Below are 17408 nucleotides of genomic sequence, written 5' to 3' on the forward strand. Positions count from 1 at the left end.
TGTCGGCGCCCCTCAGGAAAGAACATGTCCAACGCTACTTCCCAGGATCGCGCCCTGGCCCTGGCCACGCTGGCCATCCACGGCGGCCAATCGCCCGACCCCAGCACCGGCGCGGTGATGCCGCCGATCTACGCCACCTCGACCTATGCGCAGTCCAGCCCGGGCGAGCACCAGGGCTTCGAGTACTCGCGTACCCACAACCCGACCCGCTTCGCCTACGAGCGCTGCGTAGCGTCGCTGGAAGGTGGCACCCGCGGCTTCGCCTTCGCCTCGGGCATGGCGGCCAGCTCGACCGTGATTGAACTGCTGGACGCCGGCAGCCACGTGGTGGCGATGGACGATATCTATGGCGGCAGCTTCCGCCTGTTCGAGCGCGTGCGTCGCCGCACCGCCGGGCTGGAGTTCAGCTTCGTCGACCTGACCGACTTGGCCGCGTTCGAGGCAGCCATCACGCCAAAGACGAAGATGGTCTGGATCGAGACCCCGACCAATCCGATGCTGAAGATCGTCGACATCGCCGCGGTGGCCGCCATCGCCAAGCGCCATGGCCTGATCGTGGTGGTCGACAACACCTTCGCCTCGCCGATGCTGCAGCGTCCGCTGGAGCTGGGTGCGGACCTGGTCCTGCATTCGGCCACCAAGTACCTCAACGGTCACTCGGACATGGTCGGCGGCATGGTCGTGGTCGGCGACAACGCCGAACTGGCCGAGCAGATGGCCTTCCTGCAGAACTCGGTGGGTGGCGTGCAGGGCCCGTTCGACAGCTTCCTGGCCCTGCGTGGCCTGAAGACCCTGCCGCTGCGCATGAAGGCGCACTGCGCCAACGCGCTGGCCCTGGCCCAGTGGCTGGAAAAGCACCCGGCGGTGGAGAAGGTGATCTACCCGGGCCTGCCGTCGCACCCGCAGCATGAGCTGGCGGGCAGGCAGATGGCCGGCTACGGCGGCATCGTCTCGATCGTGCTCAAGGGCGGTTTCGAGGCGGCCAAGCGCTTCTGCGAGAAGACCGAGCTGTTCACCCTGGCCGAGTCGCTGGGCGGTGTGGAGAGCCTGGTGAACCATCCGGCGGTGATGACGCATGCCTCGATTCCGGTCGCGCGGCGGGAACAGCTGGGGATCAGTGATGCGCTGGTGCGGCTGAGCGTGGGTGTGGAGGATCTGGGGGATCTGCAGGTGGATCTTGAGCAGGCATTGGGTTGAGTTGGGCTTTTTGTGATGGAGAGCATGCCAAGGCCACCCCGAGCCGCACCTCATGTGTGGCTGGCGGCTTGGTGTCGTAAGCAGAGGATGCTGAAACGTTTGTACGCGCTGCTCTCGCTGCGTGGGCTGCGCTGCAGGATTCGCGCGCGGCAGTTGCAAGCCTTGCTCGCCCGCCACGCCTTCGTGCGCACGGATTCGTGGTCTCGTACCGTCCCCGCGGTAGAGGCGGGTGCCGCCGTCTCACATGGTTTCCCCTTTGGCGTGAACATTGTGGGATATCTGCGAGGCGAATTCGGGCTCGCGGAAAGCGCGCGCATGTATGCGCGTGCTTTGATCGATTCTGGTACGCCGGTAGCGCTGCACACCTTGGATCTGGGCGTGCCGCACAGCATGGCCGACACCACCTTTGACGGAAAGTTCTGCGCTGACCTTCCTGAGCACGTGGTCATCATCTTCATCAACCCGGACTATTTCGACGCAGCGGTGCGCGAAATTGGCCACGCCAAGCTCCAGGGCAAGTACGTGATTGCCTGCTGGTTCTGGGAGCTTGAGCGCCTGCCGGAAACATGGCTTCCAGTGTTGTCGCGCGTTGATGAGATTCTTGCTGCGAGTGAATTTATTGCCGATGCGATAGCTGGAGCTTCGTCATTGCCCGTGCTGAAGGCGCCTGTGCCGCTCCCTGCCATGCCGCGTGCGGATATTGGTCGCGACGCATTTGGAATGACATCTGGTGCATTCGTTTTCCTGTTTACCTTCGACTTCAATTCGTGGGTAGAGCGGAAAAATCCTCAGGCCGTGCTGGATGCTTTCAGGCAGGCATTCCCGCTGGGCACCGAGCCGGTACAGCTGATCATCAAGACCAGCAACGGTCATCATCACCCTGATGCGCTGCGCGCTCTGGCAGATAAGGTGAGCTCGGATCCTCGGGTCATCGTCCGGAACGACGTCATTACCCGCGAGCAGTTGACCGCGCTGCAGGCCAGTTGCGATGCCTACGTTTCGTTGCATCGTGCAGAAGGCTTTGGCATGGGCATGGCAGAGTGCATGCAGTTGGGTAAGCCCGTCATCGCTACCTCTTGGTCAGGCAACATGGAATTCATGGATGCCGACAGTGCCGCCCTGGTGAGATTTACTTTGGTTCCTGTAAAGCCAGGCCAGTACCCCTTCGGCGAAGGCCAGCGTTGGGCTGAGCCGGACGCTACTCATGCTGCAAGTCTGATGGCGAAATTAGCGGGCGACCCGGAGGCGGCCACGCAACTGGGTGAGCGTGGACGACTGCATGTGCAGCGCGTCCTATCCCCCGAGCGAGTGGCTCGCCAGATCATGGAGCGTGTGAGCGTCATCATGTCAGACGCGAACGCGCTTGCCGCATCTAACCAGACACATGGAAACGCCCAGAGGGGCAATCAATGAAAGACCTTCTCAGGTCGTTGTGGGTCTACAGGAGCTTCATCCTGACCTCGATCCGCAACGACTTCAAAGTCCGTTTCGCCCAGAGCAAGCTTGGTGTGCTGTGGATGGTGATTCATCCGCTGATGCAGGTGCTGATCTTCGCCACGATTCTCTCTGAGGTGCTTTCGGCCAAGCTGCCGGGAATCGACAACAAGTACGCCTATGCGCTGTACCTGATGGCGGGCACCCTCTGCTGGGGGCTCTTCGCCGAGTCGATCAGTCGCTGCGTCACTCTTTTCGTCGACAACGGCAATCTCATGAAGAAGGTCGCATTTCCTCGCGTATGCCTTCCATTCATTTGTGCTGGCAGCATGCTGATTAACAATGCGTTGCTGGTGCTTGCCATCTTCGCGGTGTTTGCTGTGTTGGGGCATATGCCGGGTGCAAGTGTGGTCTGGCTCCCTATGCTCATCCTGCTGACCCTGTTGACCTCCATGTCGGTCGGATTGCTTCTGGGTGTGCTCAACGTATTCATGCGTGACATCGGACAGGTTGTGCCTGTCCTCCTGCAAGCATTGTTCTGGCTGACGCCGATTGTCTACAACATCAGTATCCTGCCCGAGTCCGTCCGCGAAATCTTCAAGCTCAATCCACTGTATCCGCTGGTGACGGCTTACCAGCAGGTATTGCTGTATGGGAAGGATCCTGACTGGATGTCTCTGCTTCCGCTTACGATAGTTGCCGTCGTACTGGGCGTGGCTTCGCTGATTGTGTTCCGACGCGCCAGCCAGGAAATGGTGGATGTCCTATGAGTACCGCCATGCACGTCAGAAATGTGGGTAAGTCCTATCGCGTGTGGGGCAGCGAATGGCTGCGCATTGCCAGTTGGTTCGGTTTTCCAGTGCGACCGAAGGAGGAGCACTGGGTGCTTCGGGGGGTGTCGTTTGACATTCGGCCGGGTGAATCCGTCGGTATTGTTGGTAAGAATGGTGCTGGCAAGAGCACTTTGCTCAAAATGATCACCGGCACCCTGCAGCCTACGGAAGGGCAGGTGGTGCGCGGAGGCCGGATCGCGGCGATTCTCGAGCTTGGCATGGGATTCAATCCTGAGCTCACGGGACGCCAGAACGCGAGGCACGCGGCTGGCCTGATGGGATTCTCCCAAGCCCAGATCGACGTAATGATGCCTCACATTGAAGCGTTCGCTGAGGTGGGAGAGTACTTCGACACTCCAGTGCGGACGTACTCAAGTGGCATGCAGGTGCGCGTGGCGTTCGCGGTGGCAACAGCGGAACGACCTGACGTTCTCATTGTGGACGAGGCGTTGTCCGTCGGTGATGCCTACTTCCAAGCCAAATGCTTCAAGCGGGTCAAAGAGTACAAGGAGCAGGGAACGACCCTCATCCTTGTCAGTCACGCTGTGGGCGATATCGTCAAGCATTGCGATCGAGTGTTGTTCATCAAGGACGGCGGTCTGCACGCAGACGGCCCGGCGCGTGAGATATCCAACCTGTACCTGGACGAGCTGTTCGGGAAGTCGGGCAAGAGTGACGCTAAATCCGCAAAAGAGGGTGGCGAGGCGGTGCTTTCTTCAAGCGGGATTGAAGACCTCTTTCATACCCGGCGCGGCTACAACAAGGATGAGCACCGTTGGGGGCACGGCGGCGCACGCATCATCGATTTCGCAGTGGTCGTTGACGGTGAGGCTTATCCTGCCCGTCTGAGTAGCGGCGATTCAGTTCAGTTCCAGATGAAGATCCACTTCGAGGAGGATGTGGAAAGCGCGGTTCCCGGCTTGCTGATCAAGACCCTCGATGGCGTTTTTCTCTACGGAACAAACGCGTTCCTGGCAAGCAATGGCCAAAAGGTGCTTTCGCCCAAGGCCGGCGACGTAGTGATTGCTACCTTCAAGGTTCCCTTCGCAGTCAACGAAGGCCACTACATGGTTTCGCTGGGGATCTCCAGTGGCGACCCGTTGGGTGAGTTGGTACCCCTGGATCGCCGTTATGACTCGATACTTGTGGATGTGAGCCGCCCCATGCAGTTCTGGGGCATCGTGGACATGAATGCGGAATTCTCGGCTCAAGGCTGACCTCCGGTGCGGGCTGACAGCGGGCATACAATGAGCTCAAACATGAATAACAAGGCGGCACGCGGTGAAGACGCGATCACTACTCTGGTGAGCGCATTGCCTGAGAAATACCAGCCCATCTTTGGGCACCCGGAGTTGTCTGACGGAAGTTCGCGCAGTTGCGTGGACAGATTGCGGATCATTACTGATGTCGTCCACCGGCTGCAGTCCCAGCTTGGGCGTCCGGTGCGCGTCCTCGATCTGGGGTGTGCCCAAGGATTCTTCTCGCTCAGCTTGGCGGCGGACGGCTGCACTGTCGTTGGTGCAGACTATCTGCAGCAAAACGTTGAGGTCTGCAGGGCGCTGGCGGCTGAGAGCGGCGTTGGTGCCACTTTTGTTCACGGAAGCATTGAAGATTTGGTCTGTGAGTTGAAGGCTGGGCAGTACGACGTGGTGTTGGGCTTGAGCGTGTTTCACCACCTTGTGCACATGCATGGATTCTCGGCGGTCACTGACATCATTGCCCACCTTGCAGCTGTCATACCTGTGGGCATCTACGAGCTGGCGTTGCGCGAAGAGCCTGTTTACTGGGGGCCGTCTCAGCCTGAGCGCGCCAGCGATCTGCTGGGCTCGTACGCCTTCGTCCGCTTCATGGGCAGCCAGCCGACCCATCTTTCCGGCATTGATCGCCCGCTTTATTACGCAAGCTCTCGATACTGGCATCTGGGTGGCGACTTCAGGCTCTTTGACGAGTACAAGGAAGTTTCACACACGCACGCTATGGGCAGTCACCATGGAACGCGCCGCTACTTCTTTGCAAAAGGCGTGATGCTGAAACGGATGTCGCTCGAACACCCGGACCTGCTGCTTCCGAACGTCCAGGAGTACGAACGTGAGGTGGCGTACTTGGGCGGCAGCGAAGTGCTTCCGGGGTCGCCGCGTCTTCTTGAGCACAGTCGTGATCAGGAGGCCGTCTGGTTGCTGCGGGAATTACTGCCCGGTCAGCTCCTTTCAGTGATGATGGCGCGGCAGACTCCATACTCCAGCGAGAGGGTGGTCGACTCCCTCTTGGATCAATTGGTCGCGTTGGAGCGCAGCGGGCGGTATCACAACGATATTCGACCATGGAACGTCATTGTCGATGATGCTGGAGATGCTTCGTTTATCGACTACGGTGCGATTTCCGATCAATCCGAAGACTGCGTTTGGCCTGATCATCTGTTGCTGGCCTTCCTGATCACCGTGCGTGAAATCACCATGGGGCAGGTAAGGGAGCCTTATCCCACCCGGCGACCACTGCTGGATGTCAACATGCTGCCAATGCGCTATCGAAGCGCATTCCTGACTGTGCTTTCCAAGCCGGCGGACGAGTGGACGTTCGCTGCCCTGAAAGCGGCCATGGACCAGCCGGCCGCCGCCGCCTCGCATTCCTGGGCAGTGGTAGCTGCTTTGAATGAGCGCGCCCTGCTCAAGTACGAGGATGCGCTTGAAGCTAAGCAAGGGCGTCTGACACAGGTTGAGCGCGAGCTTCAGGAGTCCTTGGACAACGCGCACCGTTGGTTCCTGAAGGCGACCGAGCGGGAGCAGCAGGTGGCGCAGCTCAGCGACCAGAATCAGGCGCAGACACACGGTACCCAGCGTCTTGCCGGGCGGCTGGAACGGCTAGGTTCGAGCTACTCGCATATGCGTGAGGAGCTTGAGTCGGTACGCGGGGAGTTGTCCGGTGCCCACCAGAGTGCCCATCATTGGTTCCTCCGCGCGACCCAACTCGAAGGCGAGATGCACGCTTTGCACCGAAGCCGTTCCTGGCGATGGACTCGGCCGTTGCGGTTCCTTAGTCATCTGGTACAGCGGCCGCGCTATGCGACCCGACGCGTTCTTCTGGCACTCATGCGTCGTGTGATGGCGCGTCCAGCGTTGGCACGTGCACTCAACAAAGTAATCGTGGTTTTCCCGGGGGTGCACGCCAAGCTGCGCTCAGTTGCAGTCAACCACGCGGTGGTCGATGCGGCCGTGCCGCACGTCGAGGTTGCCGGGCAGGTGCAGAGCTTCGCAGGTGCAGAAGATGAAGCGAGCAAGCTCTCCATTCGTGGCAGGGCTATTCACCAGATGTTGGTTGAGGAGGAGCGCCAGGAGGGGCGGCAATGAAGATATTGATGGACCTGCAGGGCGCGCAGTCGGAGAGCCGTTATCGCGGCATTGGGCGCTACTCCCTTTCGCTGGCAGAAGCCGTTGTCCGTCGTAGTCGCGGCCACGAGGTACATATTGCGTTGAATGGTGCATTTGTTGACACCATTCAGCCTATTCGCGAGCAGCTCGCCGCTCATGTGCCGCGCGAGAATGTTCATGTATGGCATGTTCCGTTGCCTGTGATCGCCAAAGACCTGGTCAATAACGGACGCCGAGCCGCCGCCCAAGTAGTGCGCGAGGCCGCGCTCGCAGCGCTGAGTCCCGACATCATCCATGTCTCAAGCCTGTTCGAGGGCTATGTCGACAACTCGGTCACCAGCGTGCCGGTGCGCGGCGATGTGCCGACTGTCGTGACGCTGTACGACATGATTCCGCTGATGAATCCACAGGTCTACTTGGATTCCGAACCCGGTTATCGCGACTTCTACATGGAGAAACTGGAGCATGTGAAGCAGGCGGACGCCGTGTTCGCAATCTCCGCAAGCTCCGGAGAGGAGGCGCGGACATACGCGGGCGTTCCAGAGCAGAATGTCTTCGAGATATCCACAGGTTGCGATGCGGTATTTCGACCACTGGCTGCGGCCGATGCCTCCAGACAGCTCGTTCGTGCGAAGTTCGGCGTACATGGCGAGTTTCTGCTCTACACAGGTGGCTCGGACGACCGGAAGAACCTGGTGCGTTTGGTGCAAGCTTACGCGTCCGTCGATCCTGCCCTGCGGTCTGGCTTGAAGCTGGTATTTGCAGGTCGTACGCATGCACCCCATGTGGCGCAATTGCGCACTCTCGGAGATGAGTTGGGCCTGGATCAGGATGCGCTTCAGTTCATTGGGTACGTGAGCGACGAAGAGCTGGTGGCGTTGTACAACGAGTGTCTGATGTTCGTCTTCCCCTCCTGGCATGAGGGGTTCGGGCTACCGGTTCTGGAGGCCATGGCCTGCGGCGCGGCGGTGCTGGCGTCAGACGCATCGAGTATCCGTGAGATCGCCACCGAGCGCAGTGCTTTGTTCGATCCGATGGATGTAGCATCAATACGCTCGGTGCTGGAGCGACATCTGGGTCGCCGCGACACCCTGCCCGCCCTGCGCGCTTACTCCCTTGAACGTGCCAAGGTCTTTTCTTGGGATGTGGTCGCCGACCGGTTCTTGGACGCCTGCGAATCCGTTGGCGCTCGGGATCGGGGAGAATTGGCCCAGGCCCCGATCCTGGTCAAAGCAGTGGACGCCCTGAGGGCTTCCGGGCCATTGGCTGGACTTGACGCGCTGCAACTGGCTGATGCATTGGACAGAAGCCTGCCGCCTCCACATCGGACGCTGCTTGTGGACGTAACCGAGATGGCCAACCACGACCTGCGGACTGGCATCCAACGCGTGACCCGCGAGGTGATTGCTGAATGGGGTCGAAATCCACCAGCAAACTATCGCATTCAGCTCGTTCGCATTGATCGCGAGAAGAAGGAATACGTATGCGCCAACCGTTATGCATCCGCATTCTTCGGCACGGCTGAGGAGGAAGACACGCCGCTGGTTTGCCACGCAGGAGATGTGTTCCTGGGTCTCGATCTGGTCGGTGATGCAGTCTCCTATATTCCAGAGTGGTTCGCGCATATGCGCAGAACCGGGGTCAAGATTGCCTTCGTCATCTATGACATCCTCCCGATTCGCCATCCTGAGTGGTGGCCGGAGGGTGGGGGCTGGCACCACGAGCGCTGGCTGCGGGACGTCATCACGGTCTCAGATCAAGTCGTGTGCATCTCACGCGCCGTGGCCGACGACGTCGAGTCCTGGGTGTTGGAGCAGTCCCATCCCAATCCGCCACAGGTCGACTGGTTCCACCTTGGTGCCGACCTGGACGGGGCGGCTCCACGGGCGGATGTGCCGGATAGTGCGTCGGCGCTCATGGAGCGGTTGCGGCAATCTCCGTCCTTCTTGATGGTTGGTACGCTAGAGCCGAGAAAGGGTCATCTGCACGTACTCAACGCATTCGAGCAACTTTGGGCGTCCGGCCAGTCTGTCGCGCTGGTGATCGTTGGAAAGAAGGGCTGGATGGTGGATGAACTCTGCACGCGGCTGGAGGCCCATCCGGAGCAGGGACGCAACCTGTTCTGGCTGCCGAAGGCGGACGACGCCCTGCTGGAGGCGCTGTACGCCGGCTCCACGGCCTTGATTGCAGGTTCGGAAGGCGAGGGATTTGGGCTCCCGATCATCGAAGCCGCTCAGCGCGGGCTGCCCGTTATCGCGCGGGATATTCCCGTATTCAGGGAAGTGGCGGGACAGCACGCTCACTTCTTTGCTTCCTCGGCGGCCAAGGATCTGTCCCGCGAGATTGACGATTGGCTGAACCTGTTCGAGCGCGGGCAGCATCCGCGCCCGGATGGCTTGGAGTGGTTGACCTGGGCACAGAGCGCGGAGCGCCTGAAGGCAGCGGTGCTCGATCCTGACGGCGCTGAAGGCCGAGAGACAAAGGGCGAGCCACTGTTAGGCCGGAAGGGCCCGGCGGTAGGCTAATATGGCAGTTTGGTCGCCCCTGTGACCCGCAGAACGCCGGGCGCAGCTGCGGCATGCTGCTGCACATTCTGGTTTGAATATCTACGAGAGAATAGATGAGTACTAAGAAGGCAATCATCACGGGCGTTACCGGGCAGGATGGGGCATATCTCACCCAGCTTCTGCTTGAGAAGGGATATCAGGTATTCGGCACGTATCGCCGTACCAGCTCGGTGAACTTCTGGCGCCTTGATGAGCTCGGTGTTACCAATCACCCGAACCTGAGCCTGGTGGAATACGATCTGACTGACCTCGGGACCTCTCTGGCAATGGTGCAGAAGATCCAGCCCGACGAGATCTACAATCTCGCCGCTCAGAGCTTCGTCGGTGTCAGTTTTGACCAGCCCACAACAACGGCCCAGATCACCGGTGTTGGCGCGCTGAATCTGCTTGAGGCAATTCGTCTGGTCAATCCGAAGATCCGTTTCTACCAGGCGTCTACCTCGGAAATGTTCGGCAAGGTGCAGGCTGTCCCGCAGGTCGAAGATACGGCGTTCTATCCTCGCAGTCCGTATGGTGTGGCCAAGCTTTACGCCCACTGGATCACGGTGAACTACCGTGAAAGCTACGATATCTTCGGTTCCAGCGGCATCCTGTTCAATCACGAGAGCCCGCTGCGTGGCCGCGAGTTTGTGACCCGCAAGATCACCGACTCGGTCGCCAAGATCAAGCTCGGCCAGCTTGAGTGCCTGGAGCTGGGTAACCTCGATGCAAAGCGCGATTGGGGCTTTGCCAAAGAGTACGTTGAAGGCATGTGGCGGATGCTGCAGGCCGATCAGCCCGACACCTTTGTTTTGGCAACGAATCGAACCGAGACCGTGCGAGACTTCGTCGGTATGGCCTTCAAGGGTGCGGGAATCGATGTTGAATTCCGTGGCAAGGATCTCGACGAAGTTGCCGTGGACGCCGCCAGCGGCAAGACGGTCATGCGGATCAATCCCAAGTTCCACCGCCCGGCCGAGGTCGACTTGTTGATTGGCAATCCGGAAAAGGCAGGGCGGATCCTTGGCTGGAAACCGGAAACCACGCTGGAGCAGTTGTGCCAGATGATGGTCGAAGCAGACCTGCAGAGGAACGAGCGTGGTTTCTCCTTCTGACTTGGCCGGCAAGCGCGTCCTTGTCACGGGAGCGTCCGGTTTCACTGGACGCTACATGCTGAAGGAACTTCAGCAGCAGGGCTGCCATGTCATCGCCCTCGGTGCCGCGGGCGCCGCCACCGAGGCGCAGGAGCACGTGTTCGCGGACCTCACCGATCGCGAGGCCGTGTTCACGGCAGTAGAGGCTGCTCGCGTCGACTTTGTCGTGCATCTCGCTGCGCTAGCATTTGTCGGGCATGGCCGTGTAGAAGAGTTCTACGCAGTCAACCTGCTGGGTACGAGAAACCTTCTGGATGGGCTTGAGAAGGCGTCGCACGCCCCGGCTTGCGTCCTGCTTGCGAGCAGCGCCAATGTTTACGGCAACAGCTCTGCGGGAATGCTGGACGAAGACACAGTGCCTGCGCCGGCAAATGACTACGCGGTGAGCAAGCTGGCAATGGAACATGTCGCCGGCTTGTGGCGGGACCGTCTGCCAATCGTGATTACCCGGCCCTTCAACTACACAGGCGTGGGGCAGGCCGCTCAGTTCCTTGTGCCCAAAATCGTGTCCCATTTCGCCAGAAGAGCGAGCGTAATGGAACTGGGTAACCTGGAGGTCTCCCGCGACTTCGGCGATGTCCGAGCCGTGGTGTCTGCCTACCGCCAGTTGCTGCAGCAGACAGAGGCTGTCGGCCAGGTAGTGAATGTGTGCACCGGTGTCGGTCGCACGCTGACTGAGATCGTCCGCATCTGTGCGGAACTCACGGGTCACGAGCTTGAGGTCCAGGTCAATCCCGACTTTGTGCGACCAAACGAAGTCAAGATCTTGCTGGGTGACAACCGGCGGCTGAAGTCTCTGATCCAGGACTGGAATTGGCCGGATATGCGGCAGACTCTTGCATGGATGCTGGAGGCGGAAACTGCCAAGGTGGCACCCGGGGCCAGCGACTGATCTGCCCGGAATTCGCTTACAATTGTATGAATGACTCTTGGGTGGGCGGCCATAGTTTGCCTCCTGCCCGCCCGGATATTAAGGACTGCATCGAACATGGCTGACGAACAAAAACGCGTTCTAGTGACTGGCGGTGCCGGCTTTCTCGGGTCCCACCTCTGCGACCGCCTGATCGAGGCAGGTCATGACGTGCTCTGCGTCGACAACTTCTACACCGGCAGCAAGGCCAACGTCGACGGATTGCTCAAGCATCCGCGGTTCGAGCTGATGCGCCATGACGTGACCTTCCCGCTGTACGTTGAGGTCGACAGGATCTTCAATCTTGCCTGTCCTGCCTCCCCAGTGCACTACCAGCACGATCCGGTGCAGACGACCAAGACCAGCGTTCATGGTGCAATCAACATGCTCGGCCTGGCCAAGCGAGTGGGCGCACGCATCCTCCAGGCCAGCACCAGCGAAGTCTACGGCGATCCGGAGATTCATCCGCAGGTCGAAGGCTACTGGGGGCGCGTGAACCCAATTGGTATCCGCAGTTGCTATGACGAAGGCAAGCGCTGCGCGGAAACCCTGTTCTTTGATTACTGGCGCCAGCACCAGCTCGAGATCAAGGTGATGCGTATCTTCAATACGTATGGTCCGCGCATGCACCCCAACGATGGTCGCGTGGTCAGCAATTTCATCGTGCAGGCGTTGAAGGGCGACCCCATCACCATCTATGGCGATGGTCAGCAGACACGCAGCTTCTGCTATGTCGATGACCTGATCGAGGGCATGCTGCGCCTGATGAACTCGCCGGCTGATTTCACCGGTCCGGTCAATATTGGTAATCCGGGTGAGTTCACCATGCTGGAGCTCGCTGAAACCGTGCTGCGCCTCGTGGGTGGCTCGTCCAAGATCGTTCACCGTCCGCTTCCTTCTGATGATCCGAAGCAGCGCCAGCCCGACATCAGCTTGGCCAAGGCCACCTTCGATTGGGAACCTAAGGTCTGTCTGGAAGATGGGCTGAAGGAAACCATCGCATACTTCCGCCACCGTCTGCAGGGTTGAACATGGTCACGCCGTCAAGGATCGTGGTGATGCCGGTGTATGAGGACGTGGAGGCGTCCACCCGGCTGTTCCAGGAACTTGCCCGTACCCAAGGTCCTGATATCTACGTGGTGGCTGTCGACGACGGATCAGTGCGCCAGCCGCTGCAGGTCCAGGCCATTGCGGATGCAGGTCTCGACGGTGTGGTCATCAAACTGCGTCGAAATGTTGGTCACCAGCGTGCCATCGCCATTGGACTGAGCTACGCCGCCGAGCACTTCGGCGACGAGGCAATCGTCGTGGTGATGGATTCAGACGGTGAGGACACGCCTGAGAGCATGACTGAACTCGTCGCGGGCTTGTCCTCCGCCGATGTCGATGTGGTCGTGGCAACCCGGAAAAGTAGGGTGGAATCGATCAAGTTCAAAGCCTTCTACTTGGTCTACAAATTCCTGTTCTCCATGCTAAGCGGTCGCAGGATCAGCTTTGGCAACTTCATGGTAGCCAAGATGCCGGCGGTTCGCCGTTTGGCGGCAATGCAGGAATTGTGGACACATGTGGCAGCCAGCGTTCTGAGCTCCAAGTTGCGTGTACAGAGCTGTCCGCTGGACCGCGGCCCGCGATATGCCGGGAAGAGCAAGATGAACTTTGTGGGCCTCGCGTTGCATGGCTTCAGGGCGCTGATGGTTTTCGCGGAAGATGTGCTCGTCCGTGTAGGCATCGCATGTACGTTGGTGGCAGGCCTGTCGGTCGTGGGAGGAGTGGTCGCACTCCTGCTCAAGGCTATGGGATTTGCAACGCCAGGTTGGTTCTCCTTGGCATTCGGTATTCTGCTGCTCGTGTTCCTGCAGACGGCCGCGCTGACGCTCATCATCCTCATGCTGTCGGGCATGATCCGCAGTGGTGGCGTGCTTGGCATTGGTAGTTATCGAGAATTCGTTGACCATGTCTCCCATGCTCGCGAGCGCTAGGACGGCTCTCGGCGGACAGTTCTTCCGCTATCTGATCAACGGGCTTGCAGCGACCGCCGTGCACTACGGTGTTCTTCGCTTCAACATCGAAGTGCTTGAGATCCCATCGGCAGGCGTGGCCAATGGGATCGCTGCTGTGTTCGGAATTCTCACGTCGTTCCTGGGTAGTCGCTACTTCGTATTTCGCGCAACCGATCGGAGTATCGTCCGTCAGGGTTCGATGTTTCTGGCGGTCTACGCCGTTATTGCCGTGTTTCACGGGCTTATTCTCTACGTGTGGACAGACCGGCTGGGATTCGACTACACCGTTGGTTTTCTGGTGGCCACCGTGATGCAGATGGCCTGTAGCTTCCTCGCCAACAAATTCATGGTGTTTCGATGAATCGTTACCTGCAGGCTTGCCTGGCTACGGTCGCGTTTGTGCTGACGTTGTTTGTCATACATTTCCTGCATGTGCACTATTTCCGTGTCAACGTGGTGCTGTATGCCGCATTGATTGACGCGCTGATTGCCGCGGCGGTGACGGGAGGCGTGCTCTGGGCCGTGCGAGGTTTGGCCGCGTTCAGTGGTCTGGAACGCGTTCTGTTGTTGTCTGTGTGGGCGCTGGCCGGCTATGCGTTCGCCATCAGCGTGCCGACGGTCGTAGATCGTTCGCTGTCATTCTACATTCTGGAAAAGTTGCAGCAGCGTGGTGGCGGGATCCAGCAGGCGCGCATGGGCGATGTATTCGTCAATGAGTACATGGTCGAACATCGGCTTGTTGACATCCGCCTGACGGAGCAGCTGCAGTCCGGGACCATTACCATAGAAAATGGCTGCGTTCGGCTGACCGACAAGGGTCAGCGCGTTGCCAGCCTGGGGCGCTTCTACAGGACGCACTTCCTGCCCAAGGAGCGATTGATCATGGGGCAATATACCGATGATCTCACTGATCCCTTCAGGCATAGTGCAAAAGGCGTGGATTACCAGTGTCGATGACTATGGTCGCTTCTCCTGGAACCCGAGCGCTTCGGATGCGGCTCGCAACGATCATCGGTGCGCTTCTTGTGGCGCTGTTCGCTGCGTGGTGGGCGAGCAAGGTGCTGGGTACTGGGCCATTGGATGTTCACAATTTGCGTTGGGTTTGGGGTGATCTTGCCCAGGTGCACGTCGCCTGGAGCCAGTATCTGTCTGACACGTCGGCCAGCTGGCTGACCACGTTGCGCGTCAGCTATCCAGAGCCGATCAGCATCTCTCTGTTCGATCCCATGCCGCTGCTCCTGCTGCTGGCCAAGCCATTCGCCAATCTGGTTACGCCAGGTACCCAGTACTTCGGCTACTACTTCATGGCATGTCTGGTGCTGCAAGGCGTGTTCGGCTACCTTGCGGCGCTGCGCACCTTGCGTCTTACCGGGCAGGGTGACGAGCTTCTTTCGCGATACGCGGCCGTCCTCATTGGCATCCTGTTTGCCAGCATTCCCTATACCTTCTATCGCTTCCAAGGCCACACCGCACTTTCCTCGCAGTGGGTTCTGGTCATCTCTATCTGGGTCGCCCTGTCCACCCTGGACTGGAAGGGGCGTGCATGGGTGCTCGCCAATGGAGCAGTCGTGGTACTGGCCACCGGCCTGAATCCGTATCTGGCACTCCTGGTGCTGATCAGCAACGGAAGCCTTGTCATCATGTCCTGGTCAACGCTGGGTTGGCGGCAGGTTGCAGTTCGTCTGGGCAGCATGGCGGCGCTTGCGGCGTTTGGGCTCTGGGTGTTTGGGTTCATGGGCGGGACTACTGCGAGCACGAGCGGCTACGGCATCTATTCGATGAATTTGCTGGGTCCGTTCGATTCCAATGGAAGCGCCGCGCTACTTCCGTTGGATGTCCCTGATCCCACTGGCGGCCAAAGTTTCGAGGGCTATACCTACCTAGGTCTGGGTGTGCTCGCGCTGGGTGCAATCACGCTCCTGGTGTGTCTGAATCACCGGCTGCAACCCAGTCGATTCCCCTTCATGTCGGCACTCCTGGTCGTACTTCTGTGCACCATCGTCGCCGTGTCGACCACCATTACGCTTGCCGGACACGCGCTGGAAGTTCCCGTTCCCAGGAGCATCAACTACCTGTTGTCGCGCTTCCGCGGCAGCGGTCGCCTGTTCTGGATGGCAGGATTCTGGTTGCTGTTGATCTTCCTTGCTGCCAGCTCTCTTCGCCTGGGACTACGTAGACTGGCACTTCTCCTGACCGCGGTGGTGGCCGTCCAGTTGCTCGATATCCGTACGATCGGCCATCAAGTACGGCTGAACATTGACTCGTATCAATCGTTGCGCCTGACGGACGTCCCAAGTGGCAATTACACCGCGATCTTCGTGTACCCGGCATGGCAGTGCGACCACCAGGCTACCCCAGGTGGTGTGCGCAACTATGAGTCGGTGGGACACCTTGCCGCCTCGATAGGAATTCCCACCAATAATTTCTATGCTGCTCGTACACCCGATAAGCAGACTGCATATCACTGCGACTACGCAGCACGTCTCAAAACGATTGATCCAGGTGCAGTCTATCTTGTTTCGGGGGCGCTGCTCGAGCAGCATCGTTCGACATTGACGGCGGCGCACGAGTGCACGCCAATGGCCAACAGCGAGGGCGCATGGAAATGCCTGCCCAAGCCTTCGCGCTGAACGCTGACCGGTACGCACGCCGCGCTGGCGTGGGCTGGTTGATTGCGGTGGTCTGCCTTGCTGTGGTGACTTGGACCAGCATCGGCCTTGTCCAGTTCAACCCGACCGATCACGTTGCCTGGAAGGGTGATTGGCAGACTGCAAAACACTGTCTTGAACAGACAGTCCGTTTGCCATGCGAAGGGATGAGCAAGTTTCCCCTTGCCTATCTGGTCAATGCGGGCATAACGGAGACCTCCAGCGGCCTCACCGCTGTCCGCCTGGCTACACTCAATTTGTTCTGCTTGTTGCTGCCGCTTGCGGCATTGTGGCTTACAAGGGGCGGGGTACTGCTGCTCCGTGCTGGCTGGGCGTATGTGCTCGCGCTGGCCCTGAGTCCCTTGCCGATGTTCTACGTCCTTAGTGGCGCATTGGAGGTTCAGGCTGGTGTCTTCTGTGGCCTATACATCGCGGCGTTCGTTCAGGTGCTCACGGCACCAAACCTTCAGCCGGCCAGGTCATCGTGGTGGATGTTGGGCCTAGCAGGGTTCCTGTTTCCACTTTACAAAGACACACTGGCTTTGTTTATGGGAGCGGCGATGGCGTTACTGCTCCTCGTTGCCATTCGACCTCTGCACGCCCTGTATAAACACACGGCAGGCAGATCGCGTCTCAGGTGCGCGTTTGCCGTTGCCGTGGGACCTGTCCTGCTGTCGCAGGTTCTGGCGGCTGCATACAGTTGGTTCAAGTACGGGGTGCCGCTGCCCAAGGCCTACATGGCCGAGGCTGAACTGACCACTCCAGCGCTGGCAAAGAGTGCTGAATTCTTCTTTGGATCCATCTTCTCCCCAAATGGCGGCCTTCTTGTCTTCTGGGGCGGGGCGCTGCTCATGGGCTTGGTTGGTTGGCGGATCGTGGGCCTCGTTCCGCGCCGGCAGGCGTTGCTGGCAGCGCTGACCGTACTAATCTTGTCGGCCGTGGCCTTTGCGCGCTGGTGGGCACCATTCGGCTGGGATGCCTGGGGCGATCGACTCTTGTTGCCTGCTGCCTTGGCGTTGCTCATCAGTGCCATGTGCTGCCTCCGCATCTTGGAGCCGGAGCAGGCAAGCAACCGATCCTGGGTCGGTGCGGCGCTGGCGAGCATTCCCTTGCTGGTCTGCTCCAGCTATTACATGGCTGTCCCTTATCTGAGTCCGAAAGGGGAGGCCATGACCCGTTCGCTCTGGCCCGGCCCGGCCTGTGTGACAATGCGCGACGCGTTGGCGACCGAGGCCGCTGACCAAGGCCTTGCATTCTGGAAAGGCAATACCTACTACCAGTGCGCGCGGGAGCGCATGCTCCACGTACCCGCACCCTAGCA

14 protein-coding genes are annotated in these 17408 nt (G+C 59.6%); all 14 read left to right on the forward strand.

Features of this window, described 5'->3' with window-relative positions:
• The first annotated feature begins 24 nt into the window (after nt 1–24).
• The 14 genes from Q9Q79_RS02565 to Q9Q79_RS02630 all read left to right on the forward strand — a co-directional run bounded on the left by Q9Q79_RS02565 (nt 25) and on the right by Q9Q79_RS02630 (nt 17406).
• Nucleotides 25–1197: a cystathionine gamma-synthase gene (locus Q9Q79_RS02565; protein ID WP_201861692.1), complete on the forward strand. Its 1173-nt coding sequence runs from the start codon at nt 25–27 to the stop codon at nt 1195–1197.
• An 87-nt stretch (nt 1198–1284) separates the two neighbouring features.
• Nucleotides 1285–2610 carry a glycosyltransferase family 4 protein gene (locus Q9Q79_RS02570; RefSeq protein WP_161770838.1) on the forward strand — a complete coding sequence of 442 codons (1326 nt, stop codon included), beginning with the start codon at nt 1285–1287 and terminating at the stop codon, nt 2608–2610.
• Nucleotides 2607–3401, forward strand: a complete 795-nt coding sequence (locus Q9Q79_RS02575; protein ID WP_161770837.1) for an ABC transporter permease — start codon at nt 2607–2609, stop codon at nt 3399–3401. The genes Q9Q79_RS02570 and Q9Q79_RS02575 overlap by 4 nt, the downstream gene beginning before the upstream one ends.
• Entirely contained in the window at nt 3398–4681 is a 1284-nt protein-coding gene (locus Q9Q79_RS02580; RefSeq protein WP_161770836.1) for an ABC transporter ATP-binding protein, read from the forward strand. Before Q9Q79_RS02575 ends, Q9Q79_RS02580 begins: the two co-directional genes overlap by 4 nt.
• A 42-nt stretch (nt 4682–4723) precedes the next feature.
• The gene (locus Q9Q79_RS02585) at nt 4724–6808 is read left to right on the forward strand and encodes a methyltransferase domain-containing protein (protein WP_183153755.1); all 2085 of its coding nucleotides are present in this window, start codon (nt 4724–4726) and stop codon (nt 6806–6808) included.
• Complete coding sequence (locus Q9Q79_RS02590; protein WP_161770835.1) at nt 6805–9354, forward strand: glycosyltransferase family 1 protein; 2550 nt, start codon at nt 6805–6807, stop codon at nt 9352–9354. The genes Q9Q79_RS02585 and Q9Q79_RS02590 overlap by 4 nt, the downstream gene beginning before the upstream one ends.
• Before the next feature lie 95 nt (nt 9355–9449).
• Nucleotides 9450–10490 carry a GDP-mannose 4,6-dehydratase gene (gene gmd / locus Q9Q79_RS02595; protein WP_161770834.1) on the forward strand — a complete coding sequence of 347 codons (1041 nt, stop codon included), beginning with the start codon at nt 9450–9452 and terminating at the stop codon, nt 10488–10490.
• A complete protein-coding gene (locus tag Q9Q79_RS02600; protein ID WP_161770833.1) occupies nt 10474–11421 on the forward strand; it encodes a GDP-mannose 4,6-dehydratase in 948 nt (315 codons plus the stop codon). The genes gmd and Q9Q79_RS02600 overlap by 17 nt, the downstream gene beginning before the upstream one ends.
• 96 nt (nt 11422–11517) lie before the next feature.
• Nucleotides 11518–12468 (forward strand): UDP-glucuronic acid decarboxylase family protein, encoded by a 951-nt coding sequence (locus Q9Q79_RS02605; protein WP_125360112.1) that lies wholly within the window; start codon nt 11518–11520, stop codon nt 12466–12468.
• A gap of 2 nt (nt 12469–12470) precedes the next feature.
• Complete coding sequence (locus Q9Q79_RS02610) at nt 12471–13418, forward strand: glycosyltransferase (RefSeq protein WP_161770832.1); 948 nt, start codon at nt 12471–12473, stop codon at nt 13416–13418.
• Complete coding sequence (locus Q9Q79_RS02615) at nt 13393–13800, forward strand: GtrA family protein (protein ID WP_161770831.1); 408 nt, start codon at nt 13393–13395, stop codon at nt 13798–13800. Before Q9Q79_RS02610 ends, Q9Q79_RS02615 begins: the two co-directional genes overlap by 26 nt.
• On the forward strand, nt 13797–14396 hold the full coding sequence (locus Q9Q79_RS02620) for a hypothetical protein (protein ID WP_161770830.1): 600 nt from the start codon (nt 13797–13799) through the stop codon (nt 14394–14396). Before Q9Q79_RS02615 ends, Q9Q79_RS02620 begins: the two co-directional genes overlap by 4 nt.
• On the forward strand, nt 14393–16069 hold the full coding sequence (locus Q9Q79_RS02625; protein WP_161770829.1) for a DUF6311 domain-containing protein: 1677 nt from the start codon (nt 14393–14395) through the stop codon (nt 16067–16069). Before Q9Q79_RS02620 ends, Q9Q79_RS02625 begins: the two co-directional genes overlap by 4 nt.
• Nucleotides 16039–17406 carry a hypothetical protein gene (locus tag Q9Q79_RS02630; RefSeq protein WP_161770828.1) on the forward strand — a complete coding sequence of 456 codons (1368 nt, stop codon included), beginning with the start codon at nt 16039–16041 and terminating at the stop codon, nt 17404–17406. Before Q9Q79_RS02625 ends, Q9Q79_RS02630 begins: the two co-directional genes overlap by 31 nt.
• The last annotated feature ends 2 nt before the right edge of the window (nt 17407–17408 follow it).

This window comes from Stenotrophomonas sp. a6 (genome assembly GCF_030913325.1).
Classification (GTDB): domain Bacteria; phylum Pseudomonadota; class Gammaproteobacteria; order Xanthomonadales; family Xanthomonadaceae; genus Stenotrophomonas; species Stenotrophomonas maltophilia.